The 13,201-nt window shown below is 71.5% G+C and carries 15 protein-coding genes; 7 read left to right on the top strand and 8 right to left on the bottom strand.

Features of this window, described 5'->3' with window-relative positions:
• Positions 1 to 9: 9 nt before the first annotated feature.
• Together DN771_RS11740 and DN771_RS11735 are read right to left on the bottom strand one after the other, a co-directional pair.
• On the bottom strand, positions 10 to 930 hold the full coding sequence (locus tag DN771_RS11740; protein ID WP_116997570.1) for an ABC transporter permease: 921 nt from the start codon (positions 928 to 930) through the stop codon (positions 10 to 12).
• An 86-nt stretch (positions 931 to 1,016) separates the two neighbouring features.
• Entirely contained in the window at positions 1,017 to 2,486 is a 1,470-nt protein-coding gene (locus DN771_RS11735) for an ABC transporter substrate-binding protein (RefSeq protein ID WP_205528550.1), read from the bottom strand.
• Positions 2,487 to 2,751: 265 nt separating this feature from the next.
• Between DN771_RS11735 and DN771_RS11730 the strand changes: the two genes are divergently transcribed.
• Positions 2,752 to 3,480, top strand: a complete 729-nt coding sequence (locus DN771_RS11730) for a GntR family transcriptional regulator (RefSeq protein WP_116997568.1) — start codon at positions 2,752 to 2,754, stop codon at positions 3,478 to 3,480.
• A complete protein-coding gene (locus DN771_RS11725) occupies positions 3,477 to 3,785 on the top strand; it encodes a DUF1330 domain-containing protein (RefSeq protein WP_116997567.1) in 309 nt (102 codons plus the stop codon). The genes DN771_RS11730 and DN771_RS11725 overlap by 4 nt, the downstream gene beginning before the upstream one ends.
• A 35-nt stretch (positions 3,786 to 3,820) precedes the next feature.
• On the opposite strand, the gene DN771_RS11720 is transcribed toward DN771_RS11725, so the two are convergent.
• Genes DN771_RS11720 through DN771_RS11705 form a run of 4 tightly spaced genes read right to left on the bottom strand, consistent with a single transcriptional unit; the run spans position 3,821 to position 7,619 of the window.
• Positions 3,821 to 4,588, bottom strand: a complete 768-nt coding sequence (locus tag DN771_RS11720; RefSeq protein ID WP_116997566.1) for an SDR family oxidoreductase — start codon at positions 4,586 to 4,588, stop codon at positions 3,821 to 3,823.
• Positions 4,589 to 4,591: 3 nt separating this feature from the next.
• Entirely contained in the window at positions 4,592 to 6,085 is a 1,494-nt protein-coding gene (locus tag DN771_RS11715; protein WP_205528549.1) for an aldehyde dehydrogenase family protein, read from the bottom strand.
• Positions 6,058 to 6,525: a GlcG/HbpS family heme-binding protein gene (locus DN771_RS11710; RefSeq protein ID WP_116997564.1), complete on the bottom strand. Its 468-nt coding sequence runs from the start codon at positions 6,523 to 6,525 to the stop codon at positions 6,058 to 6,060. The genes DN771_RS11715 and DN771_RS11710 overlap by 28 nt, the downstream gene beginning before the upstream one ends.
• Complete coding sequence (locus tag DN771_RS11705) at positions 6,522 to 7,619, bottom strand: ornithine cyclodeaminase family protein (RefSeq protein ID WP_116997563.1); 1,098 nt, start codon at positions 7,617 to 7,619, stop codon at positions 6,522 to 6,524. The genes DN771_RS11710 and DN771_RS11705 overlap by 4 nt, the downstream gene beginning before the upstream one ends.
• A 12-nt stretch (positions 7,620 to 7,631) precedes the next feature.
• Between DN771_RS11705 and DN771_RS11700 the strand changes: the two genes are divergently transcribed.
• Entirely contained in the window at positions 7,632 to 8,792 is a 1,161-nt protein-coding gene (locus DN771_RS11700) for an MFS transporter (RefSeq protein ID WP_162941836.1), read from the top strand.
• Between the two features lie 56 nt (positions 8,793 to 8,848).
• Here the strand turns inward: DN771_RS11700 and DN771_RS11695 are convergent, their stop codons facing one another.
• Both DN771_RS11695 and DN771_RS11690 read right to left on the bottom strand, forming a co-directional pair.
• Complete coding sequence (locus DN771_RS11695) at positions 8,849 to 10,267, bottom strand: gamma-glutamyltransferase (protein ID WP_227462326.1); 1,419 nt, start codon at positions 10,265 to 10,267, stop codon at positions 8,849 to 8,851.
• Positions 10,268 to 10,357: 90 nt separating this feature from the next.
• Positions 10,358 to 10,768, bottom strand: coding sequence for a YybH family protein (locus tag DN771_RS11690; protein WP_227462325.1), 411 nt, complete (start codon positions 10,766 to 10,768; stop codon positions 10,358 to 10,360).
• A gap of 88 nt (positions 10,769 to 10,856) precedes the next feature.
• Here DN771_RS11690 and DN771_RS11685 point away from each other — a divergent pair, with 88 nt between their 5' ends.
• The 4 genes from DN771_RS11685 to DN771_RS11670 all read left to right on the top strand — a co-directional run bounded on the left by DN771_RS11685 (position 10,857) and on the right by DN771_RS11670 (position 13,078).
• Entirely contained in the window at positions 10,857 to 11,579 is a 723-nt protein-coding gene (locus DN771_RS11685; protein ID WP_116997560.1) for an iron-containing redox enzyme family protein, read from the top strand.
• 25 nt (positions 11,580 to 11,604) lie between these two features.
• The gene (locus DN771_RS11680; protein ID WP_116997559.1) at positions 11,605 to 11,988 is read left to right on the top strand and encodes a 2Fe-2S iron-sulfur cluster-binding protein; all 384 of its coding nucleotides are present in this window, start codon (positions 11,605 to 11,607) and stop codon (positions 11,986 to 11,988) included.
• Entirely contained in the window at positions 11,985 to 12,356 is a 372-nt protein-coding gene (locus tag DN771_RS11675) for a Rieske (2Fe-2S) protein (RefSeq protein WP_162941833.1), read from the top strand. Before DN771_RS11680 ends, DN771_RS11675 begins: the two co-directional genes overlap by 4 nt.
• A 116-nt stretch (positions 12,357 to 12,472) precedes the next feature.
• Complete coding sequence (locus tag DN771_RS11670) at positions 12,473 to 13,078, top strand: dihydrofolate reductase family protein (protein ID WP_116997557.1); 606 nt, start codon at positions 12,473 to 12,475, stop codon at positions 13,076 to 13,078.
• The last annotated feature ends 123 nt before the right edge of the window (positions 13,079 to 13,201 follow it).

Below are 13,201 nucleotides of genomic sequence, written 5' to 3'. Positions count from 1 at the left end.
CGAGCCCCCTCATGCCAGCCGGACCCTGGGGTCGATGAGTTTGTAGACGAGGTCGACGGCGATGTTGACGATCACGACCATCACGGCGACGACGAAGACGATCGTCTGGATCAGGTAGAAGTCGCGCTCCTTGATGGCGAGGATCGCGAGGTCGCCGAGCCCGGGCCAGTCGAACACCGCCTCGACGACGAGCGTGTAGCCGGCGAGCGCCCGGATCAGCTCCCAGCCGTACAGCGTGACGAACGGGATCGCCGAGTTGCGCAGGGCGTGCACGCCCACGATGCGCGTGCGGCTCACACCCTTGGCCGTCGCGGCCTTCACGTACTGGCTGTTGAGCTCGTCGATCATCGCCGAGCGCACCACCATCGTGAGGCGGCCGATGCTCGGCAGGGCGAGCGTGAGGGCCGGGAAGATCAGGTGCGTCCAGGGGCCGTTACCGAACTGGACGAGGTTGAAGCGCACGCTCGTCAGCAGCAGGATCACCTGGCCGAGGAAGAACTGCGGCGACGCCAGCCCGATGAGGCTGAGTGTGACGAGCGCCTTGTCGAGCAGCTTGCCGGGCCGCAGGGCGGCGATCGCGCCCAGCGGCACCGACACCAGGAGGGCCACCACCATGCCGGCGCCGACCAGTTGCAGCGTCTTGGGCAAGAACCGGAACACGATGTCGAGGGCGTCGGTGTTGCGGAAGTAGGTGGAGTCGCCGAAGTCGAGCCGCACGGCATCGGCGATGAAGGATCCGAACTGCGAGAAGATCGAGCGGTCGAAGCCGAGGGCGGTGCGCAGTTCGTCGCGCTGCTCCTGCGACGCCGAGAGCGGCAGGATGAAGTTCACCGGGTCGCCGATCATCCGCGTGATCACGAACACGAGCGTGCTCACGCCGATGATCACGATGATCCCCTGGAGGAGGCGTTCGCCCAAGTACCTACCCATGACTCCGTCCCATCAGCTCGTTCCCCGCGAGCACGGCCGTGGTCCCGCAGGGGCGCGCCCTGCCGCCTGCGGGACCACGATCCGAATCACTCGACGACAGCCATCTCCACGACGAGGAGCTTGGCGTCCACCCGTGGCGTCCACGAGATGTTGTCGGCGAGGCCGTAGATGTCCTCGTTGTTCACCAGCCACACGAACAGCGCCTGGTCGTAGGCGAGCTGCATCGCCTCCTCGTAGATGGCCTCACGAGCGTCGGGGTCGAGCTCGGCCCGACCGTCGGCGATCAACGCAGCGAGGGCCTCGTCGCTGTTGGACGAGCCGACTCCACCGGCCTCGTAGTAGGTGGCCAGCTGGCGGTCGGGGTCGAGCAGGTCGTTGGAGCTCGACACGTAGATCGAGTCGGCCCGGTTCTCCCGATCGAACAGCACGTCGAGGTAGGCGCCGAACTCGAGGATCTCGAGCTGGACGTCGAGACCGACGGCGGTCCAGTAGCCGGCGATCGCCTCGAGCAGTTCACGGTCCTTGAGCCAACGCCCCGACTCGCCGACGAGCTCGATCGTCTCACCGGCGACTCCGGCCTCCTCGAGGAGGCGCTTGGCCTCGTCGGGGTCGTAGGGGATCACCTCGAGATTCTCGTTGTGACCGACGATCGACGGCGACAGCAGCTGTCCGTTGTCGGGAGTGGCGAACCCGCCGAACGTGTTCTCGGCGATCGCCTCGCGGTCGACGGCGAGGTTGAGCGCAAGCCGCACGTTGGGATCGGCCGTGATGCCCTCGTCGGCGTCGAGGATGAGGACCGGGTGCTCCTGGCCCTGCACCGAGGCGTACGCCGGCGCTTGTTCGACGTCCTGCGGGGCGAGGTTGGTGATCAGGTCGTAGCGGCCCGACTTGAGGCCGGCGAGGCGCGTGGCGCTGTCGTCGACGAACTCGTAGGTGACCTTGGCGATCGTGCCCGGCTCTCCCCAGTAGTCCTCGTTGACGACGATGGTGATGTCGACGCCCTGGTTGCGGCCGTCGAACTTGTAGGGCCCGGTGCCGATCGGTTCGTCGCTGAGGTCGGCGACCTCGGCCGCGCTGGCCGGGATCTGCTTGAGCCAGTACATGCGGGCGGGCAGCACGCCGTCGGGCCCGTCGGTGGTGATGCGCACCGTCAGCTCGTCGACGGCCTCGGCCCCGGTGATCGTGGCGTAGAAGCCGCTGTTGTCGGTCTCGCCGCGCTCGACGAGGCCGACCATGCGCTCGATCGTCGCCACGACGGAGTCGGCGTTGAACGGTTCGCCGTTGTGGAACGTGACGCCTTCGCGCAACGTGAACTCCCACGTGACGTCGTCGATCTGCGTCGGCAGCGCCGTGGCCAGGCCGGGGGAGAGCTCGCCCTCCGGGGTGCGGGTCAGCAGCGTCTCGTAGATGTTGTCGTTGATCGCCCGCTCGCCGCCGTCGTCGACGATGTGCGGGTCGAGGCTGGTCGGCTCGGAGCCGAGGGCGATCGTGATCTCGGCACCCTCGACCGCTGCCTGGACGTGTGTCGGCGCCGCTCCCGCAGCCCCGATTCCCACCGATGTGACCGTGGTTGCCCCCACTGCGGCCACCGCCGCGAGTACGGTCCGAACTCTCCAACGTGAGCGCATGCGCCCCTCCCTCATGTGTTGATGCTCGCTGCCGCCGCGAATGACGGGACGGCGGGCGAGATGCCCGCCGCACGACCCCCAGAGCGTCCCACGACCGTGTTTCCGTAGCTTTTCGGCCGGGTGAATACTGTATACAGTACACAAGAGTGGTGAGTCAATGGTGAGCGAACGGTGAGGGCGCGGTGAGCACACGGTGAGCACGGGGTCTGCGGGGCCGGCCGACGGCAGTGCCGGTTGGCGCCGTGACACCATCGGGTCGCGGCACCTCAACCTCGGTCAGGCGGTGCTCGACGAGCTCCGCACGGCGATCATCGGCGGGCTGTACCCGCAGGGCGCGCGACTGGTCGAGGAGGAGATCGCCGCCCGCTTCGACGTCTCGCGCAACCCGATCCGCGACGCCCTGCGGACGCTGTCGACCGAGGGCTTCGTCGTCATCGAGCCGCGGCGCGGAGCGCGGGTGGCCACTGTCGACGCCCGCAACGCCCGCGACCTGTTCGAGGTGCGCCGACCGCTCGAAGGACTGGTGGCCGGACTGGCTGCCCTCCGGGCCACGCCCGCCGACGTCGACGCGCTGCGCGACGTGGTGCGCCGCGGTGCGGCGGCCGTCGAAGCCGGGCGCCTGGAGACGTTGCCGGCGCTCAACACCGAGTTCCACGGCGCGCTCGCCGTGGCAGCCGACAACCAACTGCTGGCGGCGATGCTCGGGCGGCTGTCCGACATCATCCGCTGGATCTACGCCTCGCGTATCCGCGAGCGGTCACACCAGTCGTGGGCCGAGCACGCCGACATCGTCGAGGCGATCGCCGCGGGTGACGCGACCACGGCCGAACGCCTCGGCATCGAACACATCACCAGGGCGCTCGGCGCCTACGAGACCGCCGCCGACCGGAGCGCGGCGGCCGAGGAGGCCGCGCCGACGTGACCGAGCCCGTGTACGCCGTGTTCGAGGTGGAGGTCGACGCCGACGCCGGCCCCGACGCCGTCGCCGACTACGACCGCTACCGGGCAGCCGTGCCCGCCTTGATCGAACGCTTCGGCGGTCGCTACCTCGCCCGGGCCGTCCCCGGCCGGGCCCTCGAGGGGGCACCGACACACGGCCGCTGGCACCTCGTCGAGTTCCCGTCGGCCGCCGACGCCGAGGCGTTCTGGACGTGCCCCGACTACCTGGCGCTCAAGCCGCTCCGCGAGGGCGCCGCCTCCGTGCGCGCCGTCCTCCTCGCCCGGTAACAGATGGTGCCCGGCACCATCTGTTACCCATCTGATCAGAAGCCGCGGACGGCGCCGCCGTCGACGCGCACCACGCTGCCCGTCACGAACGAGCTGCGCGCCGAGCACAAGAACGCCACGACGTCGGCGAACTCGGCGGCCGTGCCGAGCCGACCCAGCGGCGTCGCCGCCACGTGCTCGGCCCGCACCTCCTCAGGGGTGAGCCCGGTCGCCGCAGCCTTCGCCGACTCGAAGCGCTCGAGGGCCGGAGTGTCGAACTGACCGGTGACGACGACGTTGACGAGCACCTGCGGCGCCAGCTCGATGGCGAGCGATCTCGCCGCCGCGGCGACGCCGCTGCGCATCACCGACGACAGGGCGAGGTCCGGCGACGCCTCGACGACGGAACGGGCGGTGAGGAAGACGAGTCGTCCCCCGCCTCCTGCGGCGAGATGGGGCGCCGCCGCCCTCGCCACCTCGAGCGCCGGGCGGAGCATCGAGTGGTAGGCCGCATCGTCGCGACCGGCCGTGTCCATGATGCCGCCGGGCGTCCCGCCGCCCGTGTTGACCACGCACACGTCGAGACCACCGAGCGCCGCTACCGCATCGGCGACGAAGCGCTCGCCGGCGCCGGGCTCGGTGAGATCGCCGACCAGCGCGGCCGTTGCGCCAGCGGTGTTGCGCGCCGCAGCCGCCCGCTCGACGGTGCGGCTGGTGACGGCGACCGCCGCCCCCTCCGCCGCCAGCGTGCCGGCCACGGCGAGCCCGAGACCCGACGACGAGCCGAGCACGAGGCAACGTGCCCCGGTGAGTCCGAGATCCATCGATCAGCCTCCGAGCCAGACGGTCCGGCTGACCGTGTAGAAGTCCATCACCGTCGGGCCGAGCTGTTCCCGGTGCGTCGCCGTCCCCGACTGCTTGATGCCGCCGAACGGGGCATTGAACGCGGCGCCGACCGTCGGCCGGTTGACGCGCACCATGCCCGCCTCCACCTCGGCGGCGAAGCGCTGCGCGGCCGTGAGCGATCGGGTGCAGATCGCCGCCGACAGGCCGTACTCGACAGCGTTGGCCGATGCGATCGCCTCGTCGAGCGAGCCGATCCGCTCGACGCCGATCACCGGCCCGAAGACCTCCTGCGTCGCCAGAGCCGAGCCGGGGGCGACGTCGACGAGCACGGTGGGTGGGAAGAACCAGCCGTCGTCGAGGCCCGTCCCTGCCGCCCGCTGCCCACCGGTGACGACGGTCGCGCCGTCGCCCACGGCAGTGGACACCGCGGCACCCATGGCGTCGAGCGCGCTCTCGTCGATGAGCGGGCCCATCGTCACGCCCTCGGTCTCCCCGGCGCCGAGCACGTGGCGCTCGGCCCTGGCGATGACGGCGTCGACGAGCTGGTCGTGGATCGACTCGTGCACGAGGATCCGTCCGGCGCCCGTGCAGGCCTGACCGGTGAGCGAGAACGACGACCGTGCCACCACGTCGGCCGCGGCATCGATGTCGGCGTCCTCGAGCACGACCACGGGGTTCTTGCCGCCGAGCTCCAACTGGAGGCGCTGGCCGAGGCGCGCCGTGTCGTGGATGCGCCGGCCGACGGCGGTCGAGCCGGTGAACGTGATCGCGCCGACGCGCTGGTCGGCCACGAGGTGGGCACCCGCATCGAAGCCGTGCACCACGTTGAGCACGCCGGGTGGCAGGCCGGCGTCGAGGAACGCCGTGGCGAGTCGTTCGCCCATCCACGGCGTCATCGGCGAGGGCTTGAAGACGACGGCGTTGCCGGCGGCGAGCGCCGGGGCGATCTTGCGCGACGCCATGTTGAGCGGGAAGTTCCACGGCGTGATCACGGCGACCACACCGACCGGATCGAGCACCGAGTACACGAGCGGCGTGTCGTCGCTCGGGAACGTCGCCCCCGTCAGGCGATAGGCCTCGCCGGCGTAGAGCTCGAGGTTCTTCGGGGTCCGGCTGGCCTCGTTGCGGGCGTCGGCGAGGGGCTTGCCCTCCTCGGCCACCATCTCGGCGGCGATGTCGCCGGTCCGCTCGGCGAGCAGACGCGAGGCCCGCGTCAGCACATCGGCGCGCGCCGTCGGGGTCGAGCGACGCCACGTGGCGAGGCCGTCGAGCGCGGCATCGACCGCGGCCCGGACATCCTCGGCAGTGCTGGCCGGGGCGACCGATACCAGCTCACTGGATCGGGCCGGGTTGCGGCGTTCGAACGTGGCCCCACCGGTCGCGCCGACGCGCTCGCCGCCGATGATGTTGCTCGCCTCGAACGTCGCCGGCAGGGTGGTCGGCGTCGTCATGCGGGGGGCGCCCAGTTGTCCCACTTGGCGAAGTCTGGCGTGCGGCCGAGGTGCTCCATGAGCGCGGTGATGCCGGCCTGGCAGCAGGCGATGTCCTGGGGCGTGTGGCCGCCCGACACGCCGATCCCGCCGACCACCTCGCCGTCGACCTCGATCGGCCATCCGCCGACGAAGATCGAGAAGCGGCCCTGGTGCATGTTCATGATGCCGAACGCTTCCTGGCCGGGCTGGGCGTTGGTGTAGGTGTGCGTCGGCCGCCGGTGACACGCCGCCGTGAACGCCTTGTTGATGGCGATCTCCACGCTGGTCACCTTGCCGTTGTCGGGCCGCTTGATGGCGATCGGCCAGCCCGCCGCATCGGAGACGCAGATGACGGACGCGACGCCGAGCTCGTCGGCCTTGGCGAGCGCGGCGTCGACGGCGATCTCGGCCTCGGCGAGCGACAGCCGGTGCGACGTGATCATGTGGTGACCTCCCTGGTCGGTGTGGTGGTGTCGATGGTGGTGGTGTCGATGGTGGTGGTGTCGATGGTGGTGGTGTCGACGGTGGTGGTGTCGATGGTCGGGAACGTGGGGATGGTCGTGTGGGGTCCCGGCGTCCCGTTGTGGACCGAGCCGGCGACCAGGCGGTCGTAGGCGTAGCCGCTCACGGCGATGTCGGCGACGGCGACGCCCTGGCTCTCGAAGAGCACCGGCGCGTCGCCCGCCCGGGGGAGGGTGACCGTGCCGGCGGCCACGGCGTGCAGCTCGACGGCGTCCGCCCAGTCGAAGTGACCGGTGCGGGCGGCGGCGATGAGGTCGCCGCACTCGACGCGGGACCCGGCCACGTCGTCGCACACGACCGTCGAGCAGCGGGCGACGAGTTCGCCGGGGATCTCGACACGGTCGTACTTGGTGGCGCCGACGGCGCACACGAGGGTGTCGTCGCCGATCGCGTCGGCCGGGAACAGCGGTGTCGTCGCGTTGGTCACCGTGACGACGACGTGGGCGCCGGCGACGGCGTCGCCCGGCCGATCGACGAGGCGAGCCGGGATGCCCGCGGCGACGGCTCGGGCGGTCAGGCGGGCGGCAGCCGCCGAGCCCGGTCGCGCCGCGATGCGCAGGTCGGTGAGGCCGGGGAGGACCCGGTGGAGCATCTCGACGTGTGGCCAACCCTGGTTGCCGGCGCCGATGACGGCGGCGATCGTGGAGCCGGGCCGGGCGAGGTGGTGCACGGCGAGCGAGGAGATCGCGGGGGTGCGCAGGGCGGTGAGCAGGCCGCCATCCATCGTCGCGAGGAGCGCTCCGGCCGTGTCGAACAGCACGTTGACGAACGTGAAGCGGGGAGCCCCACCGTCCGGATGGGGCGCCGTGGAGTAGACCTTGCCCCCGCAGTAGGGCGGGACCACGGCGGCCATCGCCGAGGCCATGCCGCCGGGGCTGGTCGCTCGGCTGCGCTGCGTGGTCGCCGCCTCGCCGCGGCCCCAGGCGGCGAAGGCGTTCCACACGGCCCGCTCGGCGCCGTCGGCGTCGATCAGGGCCGCGATCGAAGAATCGTCGAGATGCAGCACCAATTGCATACAGTATCCGAAGTGACGACGGCTGCGCCTCTCGACGCCCGACCGCGCTGGGCCGCGTTCGCCCTGGTCTGTCTGGCGTACCTCGCCGTGACGGCGGGGGAGCAGGGCCTGTCTCCGGTGATGCCCGACATCAGCGCCGAGTTCGGCGTCTCCGAAGGGCAGTCGGGCCTCGCCTTCGGATTGCTCGCCCTGTCGATCGCCGTGGCGAACATCGCCGGCGGCGCCCTGCTCGGCAAGCTCGGGGCCCGAACGCTGATGCTCTGTGGCCTCGCCGCCACCGTGGCCGGTGCCGTGCTCGCCGCGATCACCAACGGCTTCGGAGTGCTCGTCGCCGCCCAGGTGCTGCTCGGGGCCGGTGCCGGCTTCTACTTCCCGGCCGGTCTCCAGGCCGTGCCCTACCTGTCGGGTGCCGGGCGACGGGGCCTGGCGATGGGGCTCTACGGCGTGGCCTTCTCGGGCGGCCTGCTCGTCGCCGCCCTGCTCGGCGCGCTGGGCGCCGCCCAGGGCTGGCGGGTGGCGTTCTGGTGCGCCGCCGGCCTCGCCGGCGCGGCGTTCGTGGCCACGCTGACGCTGAGACTGGCCCCAGCCACGGGCGACCCGGTCACCGTGCGGTTCCCCCGCAAGGCGGTTCTCGGCCTGCCCACGTTCATCGGCGGGATCGCGGCGGTGTGCCAGTACGGCGCCATCCCGTTCCTCACCACGTTCGCCGTCGACGAGTGGGGCCTCCGGGCCGGGCAGGCGGCCGCCCTGCTCGCCGTGGGGCGGGTGCTGTCGATCGTCGCCAAGCTGGTGTCCGGCGCCGGCATGGACCGCAGCGGCCCGATCGCCAGCGCGCGCACCACGGGCCTCGTCATCGCCGCCACCGGCGTGCTCTGGGTGCTGCTCCCGGCCGGCGCACCTGCCTACGTGTGCGCGGCGCTGTTCGCCGGGTCGGTCAGCTCGCTCGGGCCGATCTCCAACTTCGTGGCCGTCGACCAGTTCGGCGGCGACGGGCCGTCGCTCGGCGCGTTCCGCTCGGCCCAGATCGGCATCGGCGCCGCCGCCGGCTGGCTCATCGGCCGCATCGGCGAGACCGTCGGCCTGCGCTGGACGCTGCTGGCCGCGTCGGTCAGCCCGCTCCTGCTCGTCGTCCTCCTCCCACGACGCGTGCGCGCCGTCGCCGCCACCGACTGAGATCCGTCGGCCGTCGGTAACAGATGGTGCCTGGCACCATCTGTTACCGACGCGAGTCAGACGCCGACGGCGGCGCCGACGGTGCGGGGGTCGGCGGCGCCGACGATGGCCGCACCGTCACGGGGGACGGCGACGACCTGCTGGGCCGAGGGAAGGCCCCACCGGTGGACCGACACAAAGCGGGGCGCGACGGCGCTCAGCGTCTCGGCGTCGACACCATCCTCGACGCGCACGCCGTCGTCGGTCGGGAGCCACTCCCAGCGGGGCGCGGTGACGAGGTGCCCGGGCCGCCGTTCGCCGTCGGCGATCTGCTGGAGCATCTGGGCGTTCCAGGGCATCTGGTTCTCGCCGCCGGGGGTGCCGCCGAGGAGCATCGGGCGTCCGTCGTCGTCGGCGACGGCCCAGGCGTGGAGTGTCGTCGCCGGTCGGCGGCCGGCGACCGGGAAGTTCGGATGGTCGGGGTCGGACGAGAACCCCCGGCCGGCCCGGTTGGCCAGCACGAGGTCGTAGCCCTCGACCACGATGCCACTCCCGAACCGCGGGTACGAGTTCGAATGGATCACGACGACGGCGTTGCCCTCCCGATCCGCGGCACTGACGATCGAGGTGCCCGACGGATCGGCGAGCGTGGCCCGCCGCCGACCGATCGCCTGGAGCACCCGCCGGTACACGCCGCCGCTGTCCTCGCCGGCGGCGGCACCGGTGACGGCATCGATCAGCGACGGACCGTGAGTCGGCGCCGGTGTGGCCCACAACGTCCGCCCGTCGAGCGCGCCCGACGCGCACGGAACCCACTCGGCGCGGGCCGTGGCGAGGTCGTCAGCCGTCAGCACGCCGCCACGAGCGGCGACGGCCGCCACGACGGCGTCGCCGACCGGTCCGGCCATCAGGCCACCGCCGCGTCGCCCGAACTCCTCGAGCACGTCGGCGAGCCGGTCGAGACGAACGAGCGTGCCCGGGGTGATCGGGGCGTCGCCGGGGAGGTACACGGTGCCCTCGGGGTTCCATCGCCGGAGCAACTCGATGCTGGCGAGGCTCAAGCGATGGTTCACGGCAGCCCACGGGAAGCCCGTCCGAGCGAGGTCGACGGCCGGTGCGGTGAGCCGGGGCAAGCCGAGGTGCCCGCGCTCGGCCAGTGCGGCATGACCGCGCGGCGCCGCCGGCGGACCCACCGACATCGGACCGGTGTCGGACAGCCCTCCGTCCGCAGCCACCGCGGCGAGTCCGGCCGGTGCGCCTCCGATGGCGAGCAGCGCCGTGGGCGACTCCGCCCCGGCGACGACGGCGATGGCGACGAGGTCGCCGCCGAGGCCGCACTTCGATGGCAACAGGACCGTCTCGGCCAGGCCGGCGGCGACGACGGCGTCGAAGGCGTTGCCTCCGTCGCGCAACGCGGCCGCCCCGGCCTGCGCCGCCAGGGGAGCGGCGGCGCACACGACGCCGGAGGCCCCGCGCCCGGTGCACTGCTCGGCCATCACGTCCACGGCATCCCTGCCGTTCCTGGCGTTCCTGGCGTTCCTGCTGTCCCTGGTCTCCCTGGCCGACATCGTGCCCCCGGTCGGCGCCTACGGTCGCGCCGGCGTCGGCACGAGCGAGAAGTGGGTGTGCACGCCGGACCACGCCGACTCGGCGTCGGCGCGTTGCAGCACGATGGTGGCCCGGCCGGGACGGTCGAACGCCGCACCGTCGGCGTCGAAGCCGGTCGACGTCCACGGCACCACGGCTACGGCCTGGAGGCCGTCGGGCGACACCAGCGTGGCCATCTCGTCGACGAGGAACCGGAAGTCGGCGATCGTCGGCCACACCTTCGACCACTGGTCGTCGTGCAGGGCGTCGATGCCGCGCACCACCCCGGCGTAGGTGCCGAAGCCCACCACGTCATCGTCGAACCGGGCTCGGGCCGCCGTCAGCTCGACGGCCGCCACCTCGGCGCCCCAGGCCGCCACCCAATCACGCACGGAGAGATCCACTTGCATCGCCACGCAGAAAGTATACAGTATACGAAAGCGCCGGCGTGGTCGATCGACCTGCCGGACCCGGCCGCTCGACGAAAGGACCACCGTCATGTCTGCGTTGCTCTCCAAGGACGACTTCCGCCTCGCGCTGGAAGACGCCATCAAGGGCCGTGAGGCCAAGAACGCATCGTTCAGCCTGGCATGGGCGAACGGTGAGCTCCAGCGTCATCACTTCGCCCGCTGGGCCGAGAACCATTACCACTACGTCGGCCCGTTCGCCGACTACCTCGGCTACATCTACGCCAACACCCCCGACCACGCCACCGACGCCAAGGACTTCCTCCTCCAGAACATGTACGAGGAGGAGCTGTCCGACATCCGCCACACCGATCTGCTCATCCGCTTCGCCGAGGCCTGCGGCACCACCCGCGAGCGGGTCGTCGACCCCCGCAACATGAACGCCGTCACCCGTGGCCTGCAGGGCTGGTGCTACGCCGTCGCCATGCGCGAGCACTTCGCCGTCGCCACGGCCGCCCTCGTCGTCGGCCTCGAGTCGCAGGTGCCGACCATCTACCGCAAGCAGCTCCCGCCGCTCCTCGACACCTACGGCTTCACCGAGGAGGAGGCCGAGTTCTTCGACCTGCACATCACGTCCGACGAGGTGCACGGCGAGCGCGGTTACCAGATCGTCCTCGACTACGCCGACACCCCGGAGCTGCAGGAGCGTTGCCTCGACCTCGTGCGGGCCGGCGCCGAGATGCGCTTCTCCTACACCAAGGCGCTGTACGACACGTACGTCGCCCCCGACCTCGAAGCCGCCGCGGCCAGCTGAGCCGGCAGTCGCGGACGCGCCGGCCGTGCCGACGATCAAGTTCCTCACCACCAACGCCGCCGTCGACTTCCCCGACGGCGACGACGTCAACCTGCTCCGCGTCGCCATCCGCAACGAGTGCGGCGTGCCGTTCCGTTGCGCGAGCGGCAACTGCGGCACCGACCGGGTGTACGTCACCGAGGGGATGGACAGTCTCAGTCCGCCGCGCCGGCGCGAGCGGGATCGCCTGGGTGAGCTCCTCGATCAGGGATGGCGCCTCGCCTGCCAGACCTACGTCTCCGGCGACTGCGCGCTCACGTGGGATCCGGACCAGAAGCCGCTCGACGAGCGGGCCGTGGACCGGTCGCTGCCCTCGGCGGCGAGCGAGCGGCTGACCAAGCGATGGCTGTCGGAGGACGACACGGCATGACTGACGAGACCGCTGCTCCGGCGTCCACCTGGCATGACGTCGGCGACCTGAGCGAGGTGGAACGCCGACGTCGCACCGTCGTGTCGGTCGGCGACGACGAGATCGTCGTCGTCGCCCACGAGGGTCGCCTGTTCGCCCTCGACAACGTGTGCATCCACCGCCAGCGTGAGCTCAACAAGGGCGTCGTGCTCCGCGACCGCCTCGTCTGTCCCGGCCACCAGTGGGCGTTCGCCCTCGACACCGGCTGGGAAGCGACCAAGCAGCAGTGCCAGCCGGTCTATTCGGTCAGGGTCACCGACGCCGGCCGGGTCGAGGTCGATCTGGCCAGCCGTCGGATCAACCCGGCACCCGTCGAACAGCCGCAGTAGAACGTCCGACCGCGGCGTGCCGCGATGAGTTCGCGCGGTGGGGAGCGTCGTTGCTGGTGCCGCTGCGGTGATCCCCCGGAGCGGGACTGCGACACCCCTGCGAAAGGACACGAACGATGGGCGAGCTGCTGGTCGACTTCATCACCTCTCTGGACGGCTACGCGTCAGGCGACGGATGGCCCGGCTTCTGGGGCCTGGAAGGTCCGGAGTACCTCGCCTGGCTGGGCGAGCAGCCGGAGGTCACCTACCTCATGGGCGCCAACACGTACCGGCTGATGTCCGGCTTCGCCGCCGGCCAGGTGCCCGACGGGCAGGCCGAGTTCCGCCCCGAGGAGGAAGAAAGCGTCGACGGGCTCACCAAGGCGCGCAAGGTGGTGTTCTCCTCGACGCTGGAGGAACCGCTCACGTGGGCCAACAGCACCCTCGTGCGCGGCGACGCCGTCGAGGCCGTGCGGGAGCTGAAGGAGACCGAACCCGGCCTGCTCAGCACGATCGGGAGCCTCAGCCTCGCCCGGTCGCTGCTGCGAGCCGGACTCGTCGATCGCTTCCGCGTCGGCATGTTCCCCGTGATCACCGGCGCCACGGGGGCGGAGCGCATCTACGACGGCTACCCCGATGTGGCCCTCGACATGACCGAGCACCGCACGTTCGACGACCGCATCCAGCTCGTGGAATACCGCCCGCGGGTGCTGGACCATCCGCCCCTCCACGCCGGCCAATGACCGAGCCGGCCCGCAGAGGCGCCGGTGACGAGTGAGACGCGCAAGTACCGGGACTGCGATCGGCCCCTCCTGGGTACACGAATGGCAACGGTGCCGTTCGACCATGTTCCGGAGCAGCCGACT

The organism is Desertimonas flava, assembly GCF_003426815.1.
In the GTDB taxonomy this organism is placed as follows: domain Bacteria; phylum Actinomycetota; class Acidimicrobiia; order Acidimicrobiales; family Ilumatobacteraceae; genus Desertimonas; species Desertimonas flava.
The sequence above is the reverse complement of the archived record's forward strand: the minus strand, read 5'-3'. Positions and strand labels throughout refer to the sequence as shown.

What these genes read in the sequence shown, in the direction of transcription:
- DN771_RS11740 (WP_116997570.1), bottom strand. Translation starts at nt 930, where the DNA reads ATGGGTAGGTACTTGGGCGAACGCCTCCTCCAGGGGATCATCGTGATC.
- DN771_RS11720 (WP_116997566.1), bottom strand. Translation starts at nt 4,588, where the DNA reads ATGGATCTCGGACTCACCGGGGCACGTTGCCTCGTGCTCGGCTCGTCG.
- DN771_RS11690 (WP_227462325.1), bottom strand. Translation starts at nt 10,768, where the DNA reads ATGCAAGTGGATCTCTCCGTGCGTGATTGGGTGGCGGCCTGGGGCGCC.
- DN771_RS11695 (WP_227462326.1), bottom strand. Translation starts at nt 10,267, where the DNA reads ATGGCCGAGCAGTGCACCGGGCGCGGGGCCTCCGGCGTCGTGTGCGCC.
- DN771_RS11675 (WP_162941833.1), top strand. Translation starts at nt 11,985, where the DNA reads ATGACTGACGAGACCGCTGCTCCGGCGTCCACCTGGCATGACGTCGGC.
- DN771_RS11685 (WP_116997560.1), top strand. Translation starts at nt 10,857, where the DNA reads ATGTCTGCGTTGCTCTCCAAGGACGACTTCCGCCTCGCGCTGGAAGAC.
- DN771_RS11670 (WP_116997557.1), top strand. Translation starts at nt 12,473, where the DNA reads ATGGGCGAGCTGCTGGTCGACTTCATCACCTCTCTGGACGGCTACGCG.
- DN771_RS11710 (WP_116997564.1), bottom strand. Translation starts at nt 6,525, where the DNA reads ATGATCACGTCGCACCGGCTGTCGCTCGCCGAGGCCGAGATCGCCGTC.
- DN771_RS11705 (WP_116997563.1), bottom strand. Translation starts at nt 7,619, where the DNA reads ATGCAATTGGTGCTGCATCTCGACGATTCTTCGATCGCGGCCCTGATC.